Here is a 22,138-nt window from a genome sequence, read left to right on the forward strand (position 1 = left end):
CTCTCCTTCCCGCACACTACAATCTGAACGATAATTCCTTATAGACAGAAATGGCGAAGCTGATCATCTGCTGGAGCATGCTGAATAATAATACCCCGATAAAAACAATAATTCCGATGACAACGAGTGTAAGCAGCATCGTCATAACCGTTTTCCCAGCTGAATATTGATGCACCGTCATCGTACCTGTGAACAGCAGCCACGCTGACCAGATCAGGGCAACCCCATCAAGCAAATAATAGAACGAGCTTTCGCTGCCTGTAATTAAATTGCTGTACAGCGTTTGAGGCAAATAAATGATAACCAATGGCATCATCGCATAAGCTGTCGCCATCACAATTTCCTTGAATTTACCTTCACCATCCATCAAGGTCGTTAAGGACCAGTTCGCAACACACCACAGAACAAAAGGCAATACGATAAAAGTTAATTCGTTCAAGCTGTTCAATTGGCTTGGGTTGTTGAAATTGACGACGAAGCCGCTGTATTGCCGCTTAATAATGGTGAAGATGACAAGCAGAAACACAATGCCTAAAGCGAGCTTGAGCCTGCCCTTCTGCTCGTATTTCATTTCCCAGAAGCCATTAAAGGGATGCATCATCGTGTAGAAAGGATTTTTGATAATGCCGAACTCCTGAAAGTGCTGGCCATTCACCTTTCTCCGATTCCACTTCATGAGTGCAAAACCAAGTACAACAGCTAGTGCAACAACGAAAACAATAGTGCCAAAATGCGCCAGCACGATGCTTTTTCGATAACCCTTAAAGGCTTCGGAGTAATACTCTCTGTTGTTCCCAAGCTTGAAATAAGACATCGCCTCATGGTATTCGCCTTTTTTGAGCAGAGATTTGCCGATGCCTAAATAGGCCACCTCCACATTTCCGTTTAGCTGAAGCACCTTCTCCCAAGCGGCTGTGGATTGCTCTGTTTTGCCATGATAAAGCGAAATAACGGCTTCCCTAATCAAGCTGCCATAGCGGGTTGGCTCAAATGCGGTCAATCGTCCGTTATCTTTATCTAGCACAAGTATTTGATCATCCATAATTTCAATGGCAGAGGGGGTACGGAAATTCTCCTGCTTGCTTCCTAACCCTCCAAACACGTACAGCAGATTTCCATCCTTGTCGTAAGTAAATATCCGTCCCCGCTTAGAATCAAGCGCGGAATACATGCCAGCTTGATCCGCAGCCACATCGATGAATATGGAGCTGCCCGGGTTGGTCCCCGTCTTCAAAGTGCCAATATCACCCTTGGGCGGAAAATAACCCTTGCTCCGCAAAATATCAGCTCCCGATGGATTCAGCCGTTTGATCGGCCGGTTCGAATCCTCTTCTGAGGTTGAGGTGTAGATGAACCCGTCCTCGTCAAGATCGAGATTGTTAAATTCAAGCGGTATGAACTGCTCCATTTGCTGTCTCTGTGCTTTGGTCGATATCCGTTTCCAGAACAGATCAATCGGGCTGAACTTTACGCGGTTCGTTCCAATAAAGCCGATAAACTGCCCTTCATCGTCAAACTCCATCATTCCTTCGTAAGACCCGCGGCTAACGACTAATATTCGCTTCGCTTTATCAACGGCTACCTTAATTGGCGCGTACTGAAACCCTGGCCGCAGCAGCGTTGATTTAGGCTCGCCTATTGCTCGTATGAACTTACCCGCAGTATCAAATACGACAAGTCTTCGGTTGAGTGTATCTGCCACATAGATGAGACCATCGTTTGTGCCAAATACCCCCTCCGGCTTATTCAGCGCATCTTCTTTTCCTTCATTATCAAATTTGGAAATGACCAGTTCTTCTTGAAATTCCTTGTTCRATATAATGATTCGGTTATTGCCCGTATCCGCAATGTATATTCGCTCATCCTTGCCAACGAACATATCCATTGGCGAAGCAAGACGTCCACTGCTCCAGTTGTCACCGTAAATGACTTGCTCCATTTTGTATGCATTCGGCGAGGGCACAGCATCTCCCCAATAGGAATACTGATAGGTATCTATTGCGGCTTCTGCAACAGGAGCGGCCGCACCGATCATGAGCGATGCGATAAATAACGCGGCGATGATTCTCTTCATCCGTTGCTTCCCTCCTGTTATTCCTTCAAGCCTGATGTAGACATGGTTTGAATAATATTGCTCTGCGTTACGATAAATACGGTGATTGGCACAAGCATCATCAGCAGTGTTACTGCAGCTACCGGTCCTGTTCTAACAAGTCCTCCGCTTGCGATTTGGCCAAAAACGTAATCYACCGTTTTTAATTGCTCGCTGTAAATATACTTGTGGCTCGTTACTGAACCATTTGTCCATAAGCTTTGCAATGAGAAAATGATTAACGTCAGCCAAGCTGGCTTAACGATCGGCATAATAATTTGCCAATAAATTCGGTATTCACTCGCTCCGTCAATTTTGGCTGCTTCTAGCAGAGCATCCGGGATTTGCTCCATGAATTGCTTCATGAGATACAATCCTAGAGTCATGCCGAAAGCAGGCAGCAAGATCGCCCAATACGTATTAATCAGACCAAGCCACGATATGATCATGTAGTTCGGCACTTGTGTAACGTAGGCGGTAAACATAAGGGAGAGTACAACGAGCGAGAACAACACTCGTTTCCCCGGAAATTTAAGCTTGGCAAGAGGGTAAGCCGCTGCCGAAGCAAAAATGACATGCCCCACGGTGCCCACGATAGCAATGAAAAAAGTATTGAATACGTATCTTGAGAAGGGCACCCATGAATCACTGAATATACCAAGCAAATCTCTGAAATTTTTGAAAGTAGGATTTCGAACGAACAGCTTTGGAGGAAAGGAGAAAATTTCATCCAACGGCTTAAATGCATTGCTGATCGTAAACACAAGCGGCAATGCCATAAAACAAGCGACGCCGCCAAGCAGCAGAAACAGCAGTATATCGACTGACAAGGAACGATTCAGCCTCTTTGACACTTTAAAAGATCGTTTCATCCCTCTACTCACCCACTTTTCCGAGCAGCTTCTGCGTTAAGAGATTTGTAAGGAGCATGATACTGAACAATACCGTGGCAATCGCCGACGCATAACCCATCTCATACCGAATGGATCCGTAATCAACCAAATGGGTAACAATCGTGTGTGCTGCGTAATCCACACTTGGAAAACCGATCATATAGATGGAGATCTCTGCGATGGAGAACGCCAACGTAATTTGGATAACCGCACCAAACATCAGCTGTGGACGCATAGCAGGCAGTGTTATGAACCATAATTCCTGCCAGCGGTTGCGAATGCCGTCAATGCTTCCCGCTTCGTACAGGGTGCGATCTACATTTTGCAGCCCTGCGATAAAGGCTAGAAAGGATGTGCCGAGACTTAGCCATAGCTGAACGAGAATGAGAATACCCAGCACATACCTCGTATCTTGCAGCCACTGAATCGGCTCCATAATGAAGCCCCACTTCATTAGAAAGGAGTTCGCATAACCATAAGAGTCGCTTGCGAACAATAGCTGCCAAATCAAATAGGTATTGCCCGCAATCGATGGCGCATACAAGACGAGCGTAAGAAAAGCTCTTATCTTCGGCCTTAGTTCGTTAATAAGCCATGCAAATAAGAAGCATGCCAAGTAACTAATCGGCCCCGTAATGGCCGCGAACAAAAACGTGTTTTTTACCGCAATCAGAAAAATATCGTCTTGAACGAGTAATCTTGAATAGTTTTGCCAGCCAATCCACCTAGGCTTCTCAAGAAAATTAAAATTCGTAAAGCTAAGCAGCAGCGATAATAGCACAGGGAGTACAGTAAATGTGCAGAAAATAATAAAGTATGGTGCCAGCAGCACATAAGCGTGTTTACTTTTTTTCATTTCAACAAACATGCGCGTTAATTTTGGCTTCAGCTCTTTCCCGTGAGCTAGAATACGTGAATCGCCTTTCCCCCTTGTTACGGGGCGGKCTGCTAACTGCTGTTTCATTTAAGCCCCTCGTTTCTAATAAGGAAGATTAAATTCCTTGCGCTTTAATGTAATTTCCTCATTCATCGCCCTTACATATTTGTCCATCGTTTCACGCGGATCTTCTCCTTGAACGACAACACGGCGGAATGCATTATCGATATTTCTGCCTGTCAAATATCCACCCGGAACCTCTGGTATGCCCTTAACCCATTTCATTTGCTCCTGCAGCATTTGAAAATCCTTCGTTGGCCAAGGAAGTGAAGCTAACGCTTCCATATTTGCCGTTGGGTATCTAGCAGCAGCACCCATTCGAATTTCCATTTGTCTACCAAAAGCAACCTGCGTGTCTTTGCCTGTCCACCATTTCAAGAAGGTCCACGCCTCTTCTTTGTTTTTCGCTTGCTTGAACATAATCGATGCCGAGCCTCCGCTGCCTACCTCGCGGTGGAAGGAACCATCGGCAGCAGCAACGCCTGGAACAGGCGCAAATGACCACAGCCCTTTGATCTCAGGTGCAAAAACAGTCAGCTTGTTATACATCGTATAATCGACGATACCGATTGGCATTTCGCCTGTTCGGAAGCGGTTTGCGAAATCAGCTGCGATTGGAATTTTATAATTGACATAAAAATCGGTCCACTTCTTGAACTCCGAAATCGATGTCTCTGAATCCAAATCACTCGATTTACCACCGTCCTTATAAAACTGGCCGCCTTGCTGAAGCAGAAACATCGCAAATGCAGGATTGGGCGGAAGCGTCATAATATTCGTCGTTGCAAGCTCATTGCCAATGGAATCAAGCGGTTTTTGTGGTAAACCAAACTGCAAGTTATGCTTCTGGAGCGTAGGCAGCATATCATAGACATCCTGCCACGTTTCCGGCACTTTCAAATGCAGCTCATCCTCCAATATATCTTTTCGGAAAAACATCATCGGAAACGTTTGCTGCTCAGGCAATGCGTAATAGCTTCCTTTATATTCATAAGGCACCATGGCGCTTGCTAGAAACTGCTGCTGTACTTCCGGATAATCTGGAAACGCAGATAAATCCTGAAGAGCGCTGCGGCTCGCGTAATTCATCGGCAAGTCGTTGCCAACCTGCAAAGCAACATCCGGCCCTTTCCCCGAGACGGTTGACGGTAGAAGCACATCCGCGCTTACGAGTTTTAAATTCACATGTATGCCCGTCGTACTCGTAAAACGATCATCTATCAATCGTTTAATGACTTGTGCTTGGTCACGAGCCGATGTTACCCATACAGTAACGCTTTGCTTCGTCTCTTCTTCATCCGAGAAATCATCGTAGTTTTCACTAAAGGATGCTGCGAACGATTTGATCCCTGTTAACATCTTTGCCCATCTGGTTGCTTCGGGCTTCGGCAGCTTTGCTTCTGGCGAGCTAACGATCAAATAATCCAAAGCAAGCGGCTGTTCATTGATCGTAAGCATCCATGAGCCAAGCGCGCCAACATTCGTCTTAAATGCTTCGATCCGTGATGGCACGGATTCCGGGCGGCCCGCCATGTCCTTAAGCTGATACGCTAGTCTATTAATAATCGCTGTACGGTCATTTCCACTCTCGGATGGTCCTTCCATACTGCTCGCAATGCTATAGAGCAGCTCGCTTTGTTTCTCAAACACTTCAATCATTTCAGGGATGCGCTGTTCCAGATTGTAATCACGAAAGGTATCCGGAACGGTACCTGTATAGCTGATGATTTGGCGATACATGGCATTTAGCTCAAGAATGCTCGTTTCCACCGATCGCAGAATTGGCGCCAGCTCGCCCAAAGTCACTTCCATCCGCAACCGATGCTTGCCTTTAGTGAGATGGAATAAATAAGGCTCATCTTTGCTCGTTCCCAAAACATTCATTTGCCAAGAATGGTTATATGGAAACTGAACCTCTTTCAACTCCTTAAAGGGCAGCTTCCCATCTATATAAATGGAGCGCAGCGCAGACATGCCATTCAAATAGTTTTGACGGTTTTTCAAAGCGATTTGATAGAGCCCTTCTTGCTCTACTTCAATTTCCCATTCAATCCATTGTCCCGGCATTCTCCATGCCCATCCACCCATTGCATTATTGCGAAGCTTTGATACATGGTAAGGTTCGACCGCGGGAGAAGAACGATCATTATAAGGCAGCAAGCTTGGCGTAGATTTGTATAAAGCTTGCTCTGCTTGAAGCTTGATCGAAACGTCTGCAGCCTGCTTTAGCCCATCTTCTTTATACTTGCTGGCAACCTCTGCATATGTAGGAGCAATTTCCGGTGCAGACAGCTTCAACCAATCGATGACGAGCGGCTCTTTAACCGAAGTCAGCGTCAGTGTATGCTGGCCTCTCGAGAAATAAAATAAAAAAGGCTCTTCATAAAAGCCCGTGTTATCTTTAATTAAGCTTTCCTGCCACATATACTCTTCGATTTGGTTAGGCAGCAGATCATTTCCCCTTGCATCGCGATCGAAGCTTTGCTTCTCGTTTTTCCATATTCGATTGAAGGTTATGCTTCTAGCTTCATTAAATGGCGATTCCCCATCCACTAACAGCTCCCTTTCAATATCTGAATCCTTGCCCGGCTCGCTATAAAAATGTATACCGAGATTGTATAGTCCTTCTTGCTTAACCTCGAATGCCCAGGAAATCGCACCTGAATCTTCCGTGAGAACCGCTTGCCCCTCGTTGCCCGCTCTATTCTCAACGATAGAAACTTCCATTCCCTTAACTTCGCTGTAGCTCTCCCCTTCGATTACAATCGTATCGTTAGCAGCCAGTTGAATAGGATCATATTTAGACAAGTATTCGTCATAACCACCCTTTTCATATGGCGCATCTAAAGCCGTCGAATGGGTATTCCGATTGCTTGCCGATGTTCCTTCAGCAGTAACCGTGCCATTTAGTGCGGACTCCTGAAAAAACAAGGAGACACAAACAGCTAGTGACAGAAGCAATAACGAAATGACTTTAACGCTTGGTCGCCGCATCGTTTCCCCCTCCTCCCTAGCAGGCTCTCTATTAAAATAGGAGCCTGCCGAGAGTTTTTGACAAAATTTTATTTGTTGTCTTGAAGCAATTTGTTCATGTTCGCTTCAAACTGCGGTTTGATTTTGTCAACTGCAGTGGACGGCGATACTTTGCCTTCTGTAATTTCTTTGACGACACCTTCAAAGAGCTTCTCGCCATCTGGAATGCCATAGTAGGAGATATACTCAATGTTGTCGGCCATCTGTTTCCGAGTATCGAGCGACTCTTTACTTGGGTAAGAAGTTTCCCATGACTCATTGGCTAGCTTTCTGCCCTCTTCATGAAGACTAATCTCATCAAGAATTTTCACAGCAACCTCAGCATTTTTCGAATATTTAGCTACCATGAACATATTGCCAAACGGTGTGTAGGAAACATAGCGATCAGCCTTAGGGCCTTTCGGGAAGAAAACATAACCAAGTTGTTGATCCTTCATACTATCGACAAACGTGCCAAGCTCCCAGCTGAATCCTGCATAGATAACGCCTTTGCCAGCGATGAATTCTTTCGCTGCATCCTCAGGAACCGGCTGCATGATCGATTTATCTGTGTTGTAGAGATCAGAAATGAACTGCAAGGACTCAATCGCATTTTCACTATTCATAGCGAATTTGTATTCTCCACTTGCATCCTTGTCCAGAGCCCCGTTGTTCGTGTAGACCATTTGCTCTGCAAATGCTTTAACTTTACCGTAAGCCCCGGTTACGCCAAATACATCTGTTTTTCCATCGCCGTCTGTATCCTTCGTTGCTGTTTTTGCAAATTCACGGAATTTATCCCATGTCCATTCGCCTTTTTGTTGAAGCTCGTATGGATCCTCTAGGCCAAGCTTCTGAACGAGCGTTTTGTTATAAAACATGCCGTACGGAGAAGGAGCTGAATCCGTCATCCCGTATTGCTTGCCGTCATAACTTCCTCCAACCTTCATCCAGCTAATATATTTCGGATCATTCAAATCCAAAAATTCATCAACTGGCTGAATGAACTGTTTGTTCACAAGCTGTGGAAACGCCCAGAAAAGCTCGATCCGAACGATATCCGCAAACGGTGTGCCTGAGAGAGAGGTCGTCGTGAAATTTTCAATATACTTTCCATAGTCGCCGAACTTTACAAATTCAATTTTGCCGTTATATTTTTTCTCCGCATCTTCAATCAATTTGATTTGTGCTTCTTCTGCGGGACCTTTTTCTTCTACTAATCTTGGATCTGCTCCGTCGTACCAAACGCCGATTTTAATCGTCTGACCTTTTAAATCGTATTTGTTCTCTTCCGGCGCCACAGTCGCTTCTGTTGTTGGTTCAGCATTTGTCGGAGAAACTGCATTCGTTTCTTTCCCTTGATTGCTGTTAGCACCATTTTTTCCGGAGCATCCTACAATTGAAACCATGAGTATTAATGCAATGACTGCAAACGAGCGTAATTTTAGCTTTTTCATTTAAAATCCCCCATCATTCATATTGGATTGAAATTTTAAAAAGACATGATTACGAAACGCTTTAACCAAGCTCTAGACAGAAATACCGAACAGCCCTCCTTAACGGCATAATAAAACCAGTTATAAAGCGCTTACATTCTTCGCAAGCAAAAATAACCGATATATCCATTTTTGTACAATCGGTTCGTTCTCAAGGTGTATCACTTTAATTACAAACCGATTTGGCTATGTAATTAGATATACCTTTTAGCCTGCTTACAAAAGTTATTATAATCGCAATACTATTTTTTGTAAACAATGAATATACTTAATATAGTAAAATACATTATTGATTATACCAAATAAAAAAGCTGGCCATTATGGCCAGCTTTTTACACTAAAATGAATGACGCAGAACAATAGATTGCCTATACCGATTTGACCGAGGCTTGATCATCTACCGTCTGCATGCCAATGGACTCTCTTTCTACCACACGAACGGGAACCTGTAATTTTTGCGGTGAAAAATCAGCTCGTTCAATTCGATTAACGATTAATTCAGCCGCTTTACGGCCTATTTCGTTATAATCTTGGGCTACGGTCGTAAGCGGAACCTCTACATGCTGCGCAATGATATGATCGTCGAAGCCGGCAATTGAAAGCTGTCCTGGAACTTGCAATCCCATTTCAATCGCGTTTTTAAGAAGATCGACGGCAAGGTGATCATGCTCAACTTGAATCGCTGTTACTCCAGCCTGAATCAGCGAAGCAATCATTGATTTATAGAAGGTTTTGCTATTTGTTTCATCTACTTGTCTATAGAAATCCGAAACGATTAAGTCAGGATCAATCGGAATTTTGTAATCCTTCAGCGCATTGCAGTAGCCTTGATACCGGTCGCGCACCGAACTGCGAAATTCGATGCTGATGCTGGAAACAAAAGCAATTCGCTCATGGCCAAACTCAAGCAGCTGCTTCGCGATTTCATAACCGCCTTCAAAGTTATTTGAAGTAACGCTCGTAATCGGAATGCCTTCAAAGTACTGATCAATCGTCACAATCGGGTAGTCGTTCCAATAAATAGCATTGATTAAATCGATATTGCTAATGGTGCTGATGGGATACAATATGATGCCGCTTGAACCGTTTTTAGGAATTCGAACGAGCAGCTCCTTCTCTTTGTCCCTGCTCCAATTGCTGTTATGAATGCTTAAATAATAACCTTTATCGTCCAAATAGTCCGATGCTCCGGTTATATAGTCCGATTCATGTGTCGCCATATAAGGAAGAATCATTGAAATAATCCGATTGGCATTTGAGGTGCCTGTATCGGATTCGATATAAATCTCTTGTTTTTTGACGAAGCTCCCGCTTCCGCGCTTCCTGTATATTAGGCCTTCCCGTTCCAGCTCGATTAATGCGCGCTTCGATGTAATGCGGCTAACCCCTGACTTCTCCGCCAATTCCACTTCTGTTGGAAGTTGTTGATCAGGCAAATATTCTCCCGATTTTATCTTTTCCTTGAGATCCTCAAGAATGACCATATACAAAGGTTTGTTATCGGACTGCATGCTCATTCACTTCCAGTCTATCCGTAATGCATTTCTTGTATTGATTATACCAAATCAATTCTTTATAATGCAAATTAAATATACCAACTTCATTCGAGTATACCTGCAGTATTTAGGAGAGGAATGATCATAATTATGAATTCAGACTGGACAACACAGGTTCTAGAAAAATTCGCCTACAAAAGGAGCCTAGCCAGCTTGCGTGAAGAGCAGCTATTCAGCGTTTTTCAGCAGCCCTTAAGCGCGGATGAGCAGTTTGCGCTGCAATTTTTATATGCCTACATGCCTCTTAATGACTTAGCTGATTATAATGGTGAACTTTTTCTTAGCCATGTACAGGCTTCCCTTGCTATTCGGAATAAAGTGCCATGGGGCAGCACGGTGTCCGATCATTTATTTTACCACTTTGTTCTCCCATATCGGGTCAATAACGAGAACATCGAGGATATTCGAAGCTTGTTGTTTAATGAATTGTTCGAGCGCGTTCGAGGACTGTCCATGGAAGATGCCATTTTGGAGACTAACTACTGGTGCCATGAAAAAGCTACCTACATAGGAAACGACCAGCGCACCGTATCTCCTTTAACCATTATCCGTACCACTCTCGGACGCTGCGGAGAGCAGTCCACACTTGCAGTTGCTGCACTCCGCAGCATCGGAATTCCTGCAAGGCAGTGCTATACACCACGCTGGGCCCATTGTGATTCCAATCATGCTTGGGTTGAAGCTTGGGCTGACGGTCGTTGGCATTTTCTCGGTGCTTGCGAGCCAGAAGCAAGGCTAGACCAAGGCTGGTTTAGCGCTCCTGCCCAAAGAGCTATGCTCGTTAATACGAGAGTTCCTTCCAACTATGCAGGCCCCGAGGAAATTACGCTGCAGCATCCTTGGTATACCGAAATTAATTTACTAGACAACTATGCCGTAAACAAGACCATTACGATCAAAGTACTTAATCAAGCTGGTTCCCCATCTAGTGCTAAGGTACACTTCCAGCTGTATAATTACGCCGAGTTTTCTACTATTGTGACAAAGACGACAGATCAAGCCGGGCAAGTTACCCTTACAACTGGACTTGGCAGCTTATATATACACGCTGTTGGCGAAGAAGGCTGGGGCTCTATACTTATCCATACGGGAGATGCGAACGAATTTACAATGGTTATGAGCAAAGAGGAAGTTCGAGGCGGCATTTCAGATATTGAGATGATCCCCCCGCCATCTGTGGACAGCAAGCTGACTTCAGCCGCCACTGAGCAGGAGAAGCAGAAAAATAGTGAGCGAATTCAAGAGGGTTCCCAAATTCGTGCTGCATATGAAGCAACATTTGTTAGCTTGGAGCAGTCTTCTCAGCTAGCTGATCAGCTCTCCCTAAATGGAGATCGGGTGTGGAACGTCCTTCAAAAAGCTAGAGGCAACAGCCATGAGATTTATGCTTTTTTACAAAATCAATCCCATTTATATGGAGAATGGCCGCTTTTGCTGCTGGAATCACTTCATGAAAAGGATTTGACAGATACGTTTCAAATCTCGTTAGATGATCATCTACTTGGTTCTTTGCCGCTGATTGAAAGTCAGGATACCGATTTAGATAAATCTTTTACCAGCAAGTATCTACTTTGTCCGCGTATACATTATGAGATGATTGCACCCTACAAGCATCGTTTCCAAGAGCATTACTCTGAGGCAGAAAAGGAGCTGTATCGCGGTCAACCTGAGGCCATGTACGAACGACTTGCGGGTGAATTTGATATTATCGAAGGCATGAATCATTATAACGGCTCTGCCACGCCGCTAGGCAGCTTTGAATTACAAAAAGGCGATCGGCTTTGCTTCCACATTCTTCTAATCGCAACAGCAAGAAGCATAGGAATACCAGCTCGCCTTGAACCAACTGATTTAAGGCCGCAATACTTTATGCCAAGCCATTGGACTGACTTTTGTTCGGAGGGCACCTCACCGCCAGCACTAGGTTTTGTTCATTTCATCAAAGACATAGCAGCAGATGTAGAAGAAGCCGCCTATTTCAATAACTTCACGATTGCGCGATTTACGAAGGGCATGTATCACACACAGATGCTCCCCTTTGGTAAAAAGGACGTATTCGACGCGCCAATCGAATTGGTATGCGGACAATATCGGCTAATAACCGGAACAAGACTTCCAAATGGTACTTTAAAGGTCCGGCTTGCTTATTTCGACATTTCTCCATCAGCTACAACAAAATTGACATTGAGCTTCCGCAGCAAGGATATGGAAATTCCAATTCTAGCCTCACTCTCCCCTGATGCCATGGATAAGGAGTTATTCTATCCACAGATTAGCATGAAGGCAGCCGTTCAGCCTCGCGGCGCAGTCATCGCTTGGATCGAGCCAGACCGTGAGCCTTCAAAACATCTGCTGAGAGAGCTTCGAGAGCTGGCTCCTGCATTTGAGGCATGGAATGGCCAAGTCATATTGACAGCGGGTGAAGATAAGCTGACCGCATCCTTCTCATTAGAACAAGATGCTGCCTTGCCCCGAAACGCTTCTTTCCACCTTGACCAGTCATACACTGGCCTTAACCTCTTTCAGCCCTTGATCGTGCCGAAGAGGATGGAACAGTTTCCCATCCTGTTTGTTTTGGATAATGTAGGACGAATCCGTTACATGTCAGAGGGATACAAGCTCGGAACCGGCAAAGAAGCGCTTGATGCCATTCATGCGATTGCTAATTCTCATCAGGAAAAAGATTAAGCCGATCCTCGGATGCTGGTGTGTAGCTATATGTACGGCTTAGCTTCACTACTCGGCGATTTGGTCTGCGAATAACGACAGAGGACTCGTCCCATGCTACAACGATACCTTTAACATCATTTGCTTCGATTGCATCTCTTACAACTCTTATCGTCTCACCGCTTACGCGATATTGATCCAATTGCTCTTCACTTATCATTGCAATTCCTCCTGCTTCTATTCTAACCCGTATGATTATTGAAAAACCTCAATGGATGCTTACGCATCACATTGAGGTTTACTTCAAAATATAAAATAATAATAAGGTTTAACTTATACTTATATCATTCTTTACGTTAACCTGCATGCTCTTTCGCGTCGTTCGTTTCATACCACTCATCCAGCACGCGTGATGACATCACCCGTTTGCCGATATATTCGCCTTGACGGTCAGTGAATTGCTCCCGCCATTCAATAGACAATTCATCGCAAAGCTTCACGATAGTGAGCAGCTCTGACCACGCGACATAACGTTTGTACCAGAAAAATTGCGGATGCTCAATCATATAAGGATATAAATCATCAAATTCCGTATGTTTACAATCTAGTGCACGCTCAAAGTGGACTTTAGCATCGCTTAGCTTTGTATACATAAACTCTGCAGACATTTCCCCCATAGTATGTGCCTCCCCTCGATCACTTCTGTACCATTATAAGCGATAATGCCGGATGCGAAAAGAACATTTGCACTGGAACTTATTACTCAAATTTAATTTCACCGTTATCAAGCGATGAAATGCGAACGAGCGGCTCCACACGAATTCCTTGTTCCCGTAATGTTCTTCCTCCAGCTTGAAATGACTTCTCGACAACGACGCCAAGTCCAACTAAAGCTGCTCCCGAGCGCTGAATAATTTTTATCAATCCACGCGCTGCATCGCCGTTGGCAATAATGTCATCAATAAAGAGTACCCGATCTTCAGCCGTTAGAAACTGTTTGGACACCATAATATCAGTCACCATTCCCTTTGTAAAGGAAGGAACACGTTCCACATAAGCATCTGGATCAGCAATTAATGTCTTCTTGCGGCGAGCGAAAACGAGCGGTACGCCTAGAGTATATGCGGTTGCAAAGGCAGCGGGTATTCCCGACGACTCCACCGTTATCACCTTCGTAATTTGCTCCTCCGCGAAGCGCCTTGCAAACTCTTGTCCCATTTCCATTGTCAATGCTGGGTCGACCTGGTGGTTGATCAAAGCATCCATCCGCAGTACATTGCTAGACAATACGGATGATTCTGCTAAAATACGTTGTTTTAAACTTTCCATCTTTCATTACCTCCACCAAAATCCTTTTTGATACCGTACCATAGGTCAGGCAAAAAGTGCAACCCTATTGAAGGGATCGTTTTTAATCCCAAAAAAATCAAGCGAATTCGAGCGAGAAATTTCATATCTACAGTAAAATAGAGAAACTTTTACCACATTTTACACGTCTAATTTAATAACATAACTTTTGAACGAATTTAGCAGCACATTTATAAATATGGTTCATTATACCGATGATATTTCCTATAGGGAAAGGAGTGAAAACCTTGAAAACCAATCGATTATTTACGAAAAAAGCGGCTATGGTCGCGGCAACTTCAACGCTTGCTTTATTGCTTGCCAGCTGCCAGAGCGCATCGACAACCACGCCTGATACTTACACGGATGACACAGCTCCTCTTCTGACCAAACAGACGAGCAAGCCTAACAGCCCTCAGAACTCTTACTCTGAGCTAACGGAAAATGAGATTCAAATGGACGAGCCTCATATGAACAAGGTGGATACGAGCAGCAATACAAACGCTGAAACCTCAGCAGTCAGCAAGTCAGAGAATCCCAAAGCGCCGGTAAAAACCGAAAGTGAGGATGCATTGTGGCAAGCAGACGCGCCTCTTCTCCATGGCGTAGCAATTGGCGATACCCATGCTTCTGTTGTTAAGCAGTTTGGCAATCCGCAAGACAGCTACAAGCTTGAGGAAGAGACGGATCCTGTTACCGTGCTTGAATATGACGGATTTGCAGTTGGAATCAATGCTAAGAAAAAAACACAATTTATAGAGCTTTTTGAAAAAAACATTCAAGCTGGCCTAAGCGGCCTGCAAATCGGCGACAATCCGGAAGCTGCACTGCTTGCACTCGGCAAGCCTGAGAAGCAAACCGCATATTTGCTCACTTACAAAGCAAACAAAGCGCTGCTTAAGCTGGATCTTGATCCCGAGCATAATGAAATCATTTCCATTAAGCTTCTCGCTACCAGCTAGACAGAATTTAACATGCGTAACTAATGTAAAGAGCAAACCAAGGCTGCCATTGAATGAAATACACCACAGCACTACCGCCGCTGCTAGAATGAAGGCCCTCTCTGCTTCTAAATATCCCGTAGAAATTCGTAATATTTTGAAAAAAGTCATGCCTGTCCCCGTTTGGACATACCTTCTAATTATAGAGGGTTTTCGAACGGAGGACGGTAGACGATGTGGAAACGTACTGGGAAAGTATTGCAAATCGCTTCAACTTACATGGGGACAATCGTGGGGGCCGGTTTTGCCACCGGCCAAGAAATACTTCAGTTTTTTACCCGCTTCGGTTACTGGGGTACGGTCACGATTGTTATATCTACCATTTTGTTCATTTGGCTAGGCACCAAGATGATGCTCATTGCAAGTGAAATTAGAGCAAAGTCGTACGAAGACTTAAATAAAGCATTGTTCGGCGACAAATATGGACGACTTATCAGCCACTTCATGTTAGTCGTACTCCTTGGCGTAACCGCTGTTATGCTCGCAGGTGCCGGCACCATCTTTTATGAGCATTGGAATATTTCTTATCAATCAGGTCTGCTTATTACGATTGCCGCTTGTTATTTTTTGCTCCGCAAAGGAATGAATGCTATTCTGACGGTCAATGCGATCGTCGTCCCTGTTATGCTGCTGTTCACTGTACTCATCATAATCAATACATTTCAAACGCCAGGCGCAGACAAGTTCATTACTTTATCAAGCGACCATTCCATCTGGGCCGCTTGGGCTTCACCTTTTTTATATACCGCCTTCAACCTCTCAATGTCGCAAGCTGTGCTTGTACCGCTGGGAGCAGAAATTCGTGACCGCAAGGTCATTATTGCTGGCTCATGGGTCGGAGGAATCGGAATTGGGTTCATGCTGCTGGCTGGTCACATCGCGCTTTCCGTTCATATGCCAGGCATTCAACAATTCGCAATACCGATGGGCGGGATTGCTAGGCAGCTAGGGCCTAGCGTACAGTTTATTTACGTTTTCATTATTTTCGCTGAAATCTTCACGACACTCATTGCAGACATTTACGGCCTCACCCTTCAGCTTCATGAGCGTTTGAAATGGGCTCGGAGCTTGATTGTACTACTTATCCTCGCGATTTGTTATGTAGCCAGCCAAATCGGATTTGGTCCGCTTCTATCCACTCTTTATCCGTTATTCGGCTTGGTCAGCTTGGGCTGGCTCATCTTAATTATCCGCAAACGTGTTATTACTCATTAGAGAGCAGCTGGCTGCTATAAATCATCATATTTGTACGAGTAACGCACCCTCGCAATGCTCGAGCATTGCGTCTCGAACATGCTCATGACAAGTCATAACTATCATTTGCCTTTCACTCGATAAGGATGCGAGCAGCTTGGTTACTGCATGCAGCCTGCCTTTGTCGAAATTAACAAACACATCATCCAGCATAAGAGGAAGCTTCGCTCCACTTGTTGCTTCCTCCGCCAAAGCAAGGCGCATCGCCAAATAAACCTGCTCCGCTGTTCCTCTGCTTAACATTCCGCTGTCGATGAGACGGTGCTCCGCTGTTTCCAGCCTGATTCCCGGTTCTCCTGGCGTTGTAAGTACTCGAATATATTTTCCACCTGTCAGCTCCATCATAAAGCGCGATGCATTGCGAAGCACGACAGGCTGACGCTCTTCTTCATAAACACGTTTAGTTCGGCTAATTAATGCTGCACTAATAGAAAGAACCGCATACCGCTCTGCATCCTTCTCGATCTGGGCAACCGTCATCGCTTTATCAGAAAGCAGCCTTTGATGCTCCGCTTCCTGCAGAAGATGGTCTAGCGACTGCCGCACTCTCCCCCGCTTTTCAAGCTGTTCCTGCTTTTGCCGCTCCAGCTCTTTCAGCTCCGTCTGCGACTCCAAATGCAGCTGCTGCAGCTGCTCTTCATCGTAGCAGCCAAATAAATGCTCGAGCTCGGAAATTCTCTCCGCTGACATGCCAGCCGTTATTTCCAACGCAAGCTTCGACAACTCAAGCTCAAGCGCCGTCCATATGCTATGATGCGAAATAGCCAGCTCATATTGGGCTTCACTTGATAGACCAGCCGCTTCCACTGCAATCAACACTTGGCTCTCTAGCTCAAGCTGCCGGGATTCAGCAGCCTGCTGCGACATGCGCAGCTCATCGCGGCGCGCAATAATAGCGCGCGCTTCTTGTTTGGCTGCAGCATGGCGGCGAATTTCGGCATGCAGCAGGCGCAGCGCGAGGGCTGGGTCAGCAGCCGCTGCTGCGGCCGCTTCCTTGAAATGCCCGCACAGTTCAGCTGCTTGCGCAGCGAAAGCAGCCAGCTGTTTGCCTGCGGCGGCTTGTTTCGCCGACAGCCGGTCATAATGCTGCAGCCGCTGCAAAGCTTGCTCGGCAAGCTCGAATGCTTCGAGCGCAGCGGCCGGCGACATTCCCGCCGGCAGTGAGCGAGCTGCAAGCCAGTCAGCCCACTGATGGGCGATGGCTTGCCTTGCTTGTGCAGCAGCGGCGGCAGCCTCGCTGCGTCCTGCAGCGTGCGCGCGCAGCCGCTCTAGGCGGCGGGCGAGCTCGCTGCTATGGTCGATGAGGCGCTCGCTGCGCTGCAGCGCCTCGAGACGGGCTTCGACTGCGGCGCGCAGCTGTGTGCGCGCTTGTTCCGCAGCGAGCAGATGCTCTGGCGAGCTGTAATGCTTTGCCGCAAGCAGGGCAGCCGCTGCCTCTTGCGGATTATGTACAATCATCTCTAAAGCTTGATGCACTCGTTTTTCTCGTTCATTAAGTTCCGTGCCAGTGAGCACGGCTGCACCGCCGCGCCCTCGCGAACGCCCGCGTCCACGCAGCTGATCGCTGCTCTCGCCTGCTGCTGCATTCCCAGCGCCGCGACTCCGCAGCAGCGCCACAACAACAAACGCAAGCGCCGTTCCCGCCAGCGCCAGCGCAGCAATACCTGCACCGCGCCCTGCTCCGCCAAGCGCGGCAGCTCCAAGCGCCAGCGCGGCTCCGCCCGCTCCTGCCGCAGCAGCCCACCAAGGGCCGGCTCCGCCTCGGCCCGAAGCTGCCGCGCCGCGGCCAGCCGATTCGCTATCGCTTGCGGCTGCAGCGGCTCCGGCAGAGCGCGCCCGCTCGAGCTCCCACTCGCGCAGCGCGCTATCGAGGGCGTTCCACGCCCCCTTCAGCGCATCTCGCGAGCGCGGTAGCACCTCAAATCCGGTGCTGCCCTCCTGCTCGCTGCGCTCTTTCTCCCGTGCGGCGGCAGACCTCGCCTCCTCCAAAGCGATAGACGCTTCCTGCTCCTGCTGCTTAAGCGTCTCAAGCTCAGCCGCGAATCGCTCCTCTCCTCGCGCGTGCTCCAGCTCCTGCTGCCTAGCGCTGCGCACAAAGTCACGATCGGCTATCGTAACGTGAAGCTCCCTCAGCTGACGCTCTGTCCATTCCGGCGCGATGCTGGTAACGAGCCTCGCAATCATCTCATCATGCTCGCGAAGCTCTGATTCCAGCTCTATGCTGTCCTGCTTCAGCTGGCGCATACTCTCAGCTGCCTGAAGCAGAGCTTCCGTCTCATCTCCAATACGGAGAAGCTGCTCATCATAACTTATCGCTTCAAGCTGCAGCTCCATTAGCAGCGCTTTCTGCCTTTGCTTCTCAGCTTCTTCGCGCAGCTCAGCTCTTTGCCTTTGCAGCTCGTCCCATTCCTTCTCCGCATGCGGCGAGAGCTCTGCAGCGTAAGCGACTTGCTCGCGCTCAATCATCAGCTGCTGCTTGCGAATCCACAATGGCCTAGTGGTGCAAGCTTTATGAAGCAGCATTTGCCTTGCTTCTTTTGCTGGCAGCTCCAATTCCAGCTGTTGCAAGAATGCATCCAGCTGGCCCGTCTGCTGCGTCAACTGATTATAGGAGACAATGGCATCTGCGCGCTTCCGAAGCTGAGCATCTATTTGCTCAAGCGTTTTCAAATGTTGATTAATTTGTTGATTAGCTCCGCGAGGCTTAAAGAGAAGATCCATCTCCTGTGCTAAACGCTTCTCAGCTGCTGCTATCGATTTTCCGTTGTCCCACCCTGCTTGATACAAATATTGTCCAAGCTCTTCTCCCGACAATGCGCCGATTTCTTGCAGTTCAGTCAGCGTAATAGCGAACAACTGTCGATACAATTTTTCGCTAATGCCTCCTAGAAACTGCCGTTCCCATTCCGTTTGTGTGAGCGCTGCTTCTTCGAGAGATTTATCTGCTGCAGCAATGACGCTAATGAATGGATCATTTAACAATTCGTCATTGCCAGCTGCATGGCTTAGAGCGCGCAGCTTAAGCTTGCCTAATCCGTCAGCCGCATATCGCTCAACCACGTATGCTTCATCTTCTGCACTTTGAAAAAACATCCGACCGCCATGCTTGCCGCCATTCACCGGTTCTTGCCGCTCATTCGACTGTCCGCGTTTGGCAAAACCAAAAAGCATCGATCGGATAAAGCCGAACATCGTGCTTTTTCCCGCTTCATTTGGACCATATACGATAATGACCGCCGCATCGAGCGGTATTTGCTTCCTATATAGCTGTCCGAAACCGTCAATTTCAGCCTTCAAAAGCTTCATGCTTCCTGTCATCTCCTATAGGCTTTTGCAGATACAAGCTGCACTCGCCCTATCATCATCCGCCACGTTCATGATCATGAAGCAAACCAAGCGTCAGCTCGCGCGCTTGCTCTAGCCAGCGCTCGGGAGGCTCGTCCCAATGATTAAACATAAGTCTGCCAAGCTTCGCATGCCCTGCTGCCGGGCTCACAGCATTTTTGGCAAAATCCTGCCATAACTTCTCATCCTCCGTTAATGCTGCGCTAAATCGAACGAGCTCTCCGGTAAAGCTGTCTTCCACCGCCAGCTCCTCCCAGTTGATCGCAGCCCCTGTATTCACCTCTAGCCCATGCACGAAGATCCATGGTTCAGCTGATGATATCGCCCTGCCTTCCTGCAATTGCTCAAGCAGCGTTCGAACAATCGCTGGCTCCGAGAGCTTCTGATGCAGCAGCCCGCGACCTGTCAAACAAAGTCGAAGCATAACCGAGCGGCCTTCCGCTTCAGCTAATATTCTGTCAATTAAACCTTCCAATTGCTGCAAAAGCTCCTGTTCTGTACTCAGCTCAGAGATGGAGCAGTCATACTCGTGCCACCTGACTTCATCCAGCGGCATAAAGGTCAGCTCTACCGCTCTTGCAGCGGTTACCTCCACCAAGTAACAGCCCTTTGCTCCTACTTCACGCGGATTTCTTCCTTGTGTGTTGCCTGCGTATACGACATGAGGGTATTCATGCAGCACCCTTCGTTTATGGATATGGCCTAGCGCCCAATAATCGAAGCCCTTGCCACCGATCAGCTCGCTCAGCGAGCATGGAGCATACGGGTCATGCGTTCCATCGCCATCAACATTTCCGTGCAGCAGCGCGATATGAAAGGGCGCTTCCTGCTGTATTTGATAAGCCGCAGCTATATTTTCCGAGACGACGCGTTTTCCGTATGACCTTCCGTAAACAAATGCAGCCAGCTCACCGTTAGTACGGTAAGCCGGCCGATATTCCATTTGATCCGCTCCAAATATATGCACGTTTGCCGGCAGTTCTAAGTCTGCTCGCTCGCCATTTAACGGGTCGTGATTTCCATGGATTACATATACGGATATTCCATGCTCCTGCAGCTTTTGCCACTCTCGTACGAGCATAAGCTGTGCTCTGAGCGAACGGTCTGCTTCATCGAACAAATCGCCAGCCAGCACGATAAAATCTACCTGCTCGCGAATGGCGGTCTGCGTTAGCTGACGCAGTGCTGCAAAGGTGGACTCGCTGAGCACCTCTCGCACCTGATCCGGAGCCTTCGCAAGCCCTCGGAAAGGGCTGTCTAAATGCAAATCTGCTGCATGGATAAATCGAAAAGGTACCGACATTTTATAACCGCCTATTCCGATAGAATGAGCCGTTATTCCGGCTTCATATGAATATAAACTTTTTTCAGCTGTGCAATCACTCGTTGAAGTGAATATACCTTTTTGGCTTTATCTGAACCAGACCTTGCCAGATGATAACGATAAGTGGGATCGGTTACGACCTTCTCCAGCGCATCAGCAAGAGCTGTCGCATCTTCCGGCGGTACTAACAATCCATTAACGCCATCTTCGATTTGCTCGGCAATGCCTCCTACATTCGTGCCGACAAGTGCAAGCGAGCATAAAGCAGCTTCTGCGAACACGGAGCCGAAGGCCTCAGCGCGAGAAGGCAATACAAATACATCAAAAAACGGCATAAACTCTTCCGGATGCAGCATATAGCCGTAAAAGATAATATCATCATACAAATCAAGCTCAACTGCTAATGCTTCAAGCTCCTCGCGAATCGGTCCATCGCCAATGATATGAAGAACAAACGGATGACCCTTCTGTTTAAGCTCTGCGCATGCGCGCAGCAGTACATCAAGTCCTTTGGCAGGGACGAGCCTGCACACCGTAATGAGCTGCGTTACCGCATTCTCATGGGATATCGGTTTAAATCGTTTCTCGTCAAAACCATTTGGAATAACCTTTATTTTCTCTGGATGCTTGATATGAGGAGCGATATAGGTACGGAAGGACTCGGAAACGGTCAGCAATTGATCCGCCTTCGCCTCCAGCTCGCCATAAAGACTCATTAGAAATCGGTGTTCAGGTCCGCCCTCTTTAATCTTGYCGTTTAGAATAAGCTCCCGTTCATAGCTGGAATGGATCGTCATCGCAAGCGGAGTATCTGGAAATAGCTGCTTCATGACAAGTCCAGCAATCGGATGATGCGCATGTATAATATCGTATGGTTTTTTGATGCGCATCTTTGTCCACCATACGTAATCTTTATACGTTTGAATATATTTATCGACCATTACATTTCCGCTGTAGATCGTATGATCAAAGGTTTCGAATGTCACTTCTTCCTGCCCTTTGCTTCTTACCCGCTTAGGCAGAGAGAACAATTCCATTTGCCAACCAAACTTAATGAATCTATCTTGAATATACGGGATCATGGAAGAAACTCCGCCCGGCTGCTCCGGTGGAAAAAATAACGCTTGTAAAATATTCATGTGTCCCATCCTTTCAACGTAAAACATGTAATTCAACTATTCGTTCACCGTAAAACATGATATATTAGAACATAT

General features: G+C 46.8%; 15 protein-coding genes. 3 read left to right on the forward strand and 12 right to left on the reverse strand.

Annotation, left to right across the window (positions count from 1 at the left end):
* Positions 1 to 16: 16 nt before the first annotated feature.
* From AC1DPK_RS17860 to AC1DPK_RS17885, 6 genes are all read right to left on the reverse strand, one after another.
* On the reverse strand, positions 17 to 2,074 hold the full coding sequence (locus AC1DPK_RS17860) for a YIP1 family protein (RefSeq protein WP_477511193.1): 2,058 nt from the start codon (positions 2,072 to 2,074) through the stop codon (positions 17 to 19).
* A 17-nt stretch (positions 2,075 to 2,091) separates the two neighbouring features.
* Entirely contained in the window at positions 2,092 to 2,964 is an 873-nt protein-coding gene (locus AC1DPK_RS17865) for a carbohydrate ABC transporter permease (protein ID WP_076270040.1), read from the reverse strand.
* A gap of 4 nt (positions 2,965 to 2,968) precedes the next feature.
* Positions 2,969 to 3,853, reverse strand: a complete 885-nt coding sequence (locus AC1DPK_RS17870; RefSeq protein ID WP_256711010.1) for a carbohydrate ABC transporter permease — start codon at positions 3,851 to 3,853, stop codon at positions 2,969 to 2,971.
* Positions 3,854 to 3,964: 111 nt separating this feature from the next.
* Entirely contained in the window at positions 3,965 to 6,916 is a 2,952-nt protein-coding gene (locus tag AC1DPK_RS17875; protein WP_477511194.1) for an extracellular solute-binding protein, read from the reverse strand.
* 68 nt (positions 6,917 to 6,984) lie between these two features.
* A complete protein-coding gene (locus AC1DPK_RS17880; protein ID WP_076270042.1) occupies positions 6,985 to 8,391 on the reverse strand; it encodes an ABC transporter substrate-binding protein in 1,407 nt (468 codons plus the stop codon).
* A gap of 407 nt (positions 8,392 to 8,798) precedes the next feature.
* Complete coding sequence (locus AC1DPK_RS17885) at positions 8,799 to 9,941, reverse strand: GntR family transcriptional regulator (protein ID WP_430061718.1); 1,143 nt, start codon at positions 9,939 to 9,941, stop codon at positions 8,799 to 8,801.
* A 123-nt stretch (positions 9,942 to 10,064) separates the two neighbouring features.
* Here AC1DPK_RS17885 and AC1DPK_RS17890 point away from each other — a divergent pair, with 123 nt between their 5' ends.
* A complete protein-coding gene (locus AC1DPK_RS17890) occupies positions 10,065 to 12,674 on the forward strand; it encodes a transglutaminase-like domain-containing protein (RefSeq protein ID WP_477511195.1) in 2,610 nt (869 codons plus the stop codon).
* Here the strand turns inward: AC1DPK_RS17890 and AC1DPK_RS17895 are convergent.
* The 3 genes from AC1DPK_RS17895 to AC1DPK_RS17905 form a co-directional block, all read right to left on the reverse strand.
* Positions 12,649 to 12,873 (reverse strand): hypothetical protein, encoded by a 225-nt coding sequence (locus AC1DPK_RS17895; protein ID WP_076270045.1) that lies wholly within the window; start codon positions 12,871 to 12,873, stop codon positions 12,649 to 12,651. The two genes, AC1DPK_RS17890 and AC1DPK_RS17895, sit on opposite strands and share 26 nt — an antisense overlap.
* Positions 12,874 to 13,009: 136 nt before the next feature.
* Positions 13,010 to 13,330 carry a hypothetical protein gene (locus AC1DPK_RS17900; protein ID WP_076270046.1) on the reverse strand — a complete coding sequence of 107 codons (321 nt, stop codon included), beginning with the start codon at positions 13,328 to 13,330 and terminating at the stop codon, positions 13,010 to 13,012.
* An 82-nt stretch (positions 13,331 to 13,412) separates the two neighbouring features.
* Entirely contained in the window at positions 13,413 to 13,982 is a 570-nt protein-coding gene (locus AC1DPK_RS17905) for a xanthine phosphoribosyltransferase (protein WP_076270047.1), read from the reverse strand.
* A 266-nt stretch (positions 13,983 to 14,248) separates the two neighbouring features.
* Here AC1DPK_RS17905 and AC1DPK_RS17910 point away from each other — a divergent pair, with 266 nt between their 5' ends.
* Together AC1DPK_RS17910 and AC1DPK_RS17915 are read left to right on the forward strand one after the other, a co-directional pair.
* Positions 14,249 to 14,962 carry a hypothetical protein gene (locus tag AC1DPK_RS17910; RefSeq protein WP_477511196.1) on the forward strand — a complete coding sequence of 238 codons (714 nt, stop codon included), beginning with the start codon at positions 14,249 to 14,251 and terminating at the stop codon, positions 14,960 to 14,962.
* 213 nt (positions 14,963 to 15,175) lie between these two features.
* Positions 15,176 to 16,216, forward strand: coding sequence for a YkvI family membrane protein (locus tag AC1DPK_RS17915; RefSeq protein WP_076270049.1), 1,041 nt, complete (start codon positions 15,176 to 15,178; stop codon positions 16,214 to 16,216).
* Between the two features lie 24 nt (positions 16,217 to 16,240).
* On the opposite strand, the gene AC1DPK_RS17920 is transcribed toward AC1DPK_RS17915, so the two are convergent.
* From AC1DPK_RS17920 to AC1DPK_RS17930, 3 genes are read right to left on the reverse strand one after another with little or no spacing between them, the layout of a single operon-like run.
* Entirely contained in the window at positions 16,241 to 19,561 is a 3,321-nt protein-coding gene (locus AC1DPK_RS17920) for an AAA family ATPase (RefSeq protein ID WP_477511197.1), read from the reverse strand.
* A 55-nt stretch (positions 19,562 to 19,616) separates the two neighbouring features.
* Positions 19,617 to 20,903 carry a metallophosphoesterase family protein gene (locus tag AC1DPK_RS17925; RefSeq protein WP_477511198.1) on the reverse strand — a complete coding sequence of 429 codons (1,287 nt, stop codon included), beginning with the start codon at positions 20,901 to 20,903 and terminating at the stop codon, positions 19,617 to 19,619.
* Between the two features lie 32 nt (positions 20,904 to 20,935).
* Positions 20,936 to 22,063: a glycosyltransferase family 4 protein gene (locus AC1DPK_RS17930; protein ID WP_477511199.1), complete on the reverse strand. Its 1,128-nt coding sequence runs from the start codon at positions 22,061 to 22,063 to the stop codon at positions 20,936 to 20,938.
* Between the last annotated feature and the right edge of the window lie 75 nt (positions 22,064 to 22,138).

This window comes from Paenibacillus sp. 01T424, assembly GCF_056398745.1.

Excerpts from the sequence above, each read along its gene's own strand:
- AC1DPK_RS17915 (WP_076270049.1), top strand. The coding sequence starts at position 15,176 with ATGTGGAAACGTACTGGGAAAGTATTGCAAATCGCTTCAACTTACATG.
- AC1DPK_RS17925 (WP_477511198.1), bottom strand. The coding sequence starts at position 20,903 with ATGTCGGTACCTTTTCGATTTATCCATGCAGCAGATTTGCATTTAGAC.
- AC1DPK_RS17920 (WP_477511197.1), bottom strand. The coding sequence starts at position 19,561 with ATGAAGCTTTTGAAGGCTGAAATTGACGGTTTCGGACAGCTATATAGG.
- AC1DPK_RS17890 (WP_477511195.1), top strand. The coding sequence starts at position 10,065 with ATGATCATAATTATGAATTCAGACTGGACAACACAGGTTCTAGAAAAA.
- AC1DPK_RS17905 (WP_076270047.1), bottom strand. The coding sequence starts at position 13,982 with ATGGAAAGTTTAAAACAACGTATTTTAGCAGAATCATCCGTATTGTCT.
- AC1DPK_RS17880 (WP_076270042.1), bottom strand. The coding sequence starts at position 8,391 with ATGAAAAAGCTAAAATTACGCTCGTTTGCAGTCATTGCATTAATACTC.
- AC1DPK_RS17885 (WP_430061718.1), bottom strand. The coding sequence starts at position 9,941 with ATGCAGTCCGATAACAAACCTTTGTATATGGTCATTCTTGAGGATCTC.
- AC1DPK_RS17895 (WP_076270045.1), bottom strand. The coding sequence starts at position 12,873 with ATGATAAGTGAAGAGCAATTGGATCAATATCGCGTAAGCGGTGAGACG.
- AC1DPK_RS17875 (WP_477511194.1), bottom strand. The coding sequence starts at position 6,916 with ATGCGGCGACCAAGCGTTAAAGTCATTTCGTTATTGCTTCTGTCACTA.
- AC1DPK_RS17870 (WP_256711010.1), bottom strand. The coding sequence starts at position 3,853 with ATGTTTGTTGAAATGAAAAAAAGTAAACACGCTTATGTGCTGCTGGCA.
- AC1DPK_RS17900 (WP_076270046.1), bottom strand. The coding sequence starts at position 13,330 with ATGGGGGAAATGTCTGCAGAGTTTATGTATACAAAGCTAAGCGATGCT.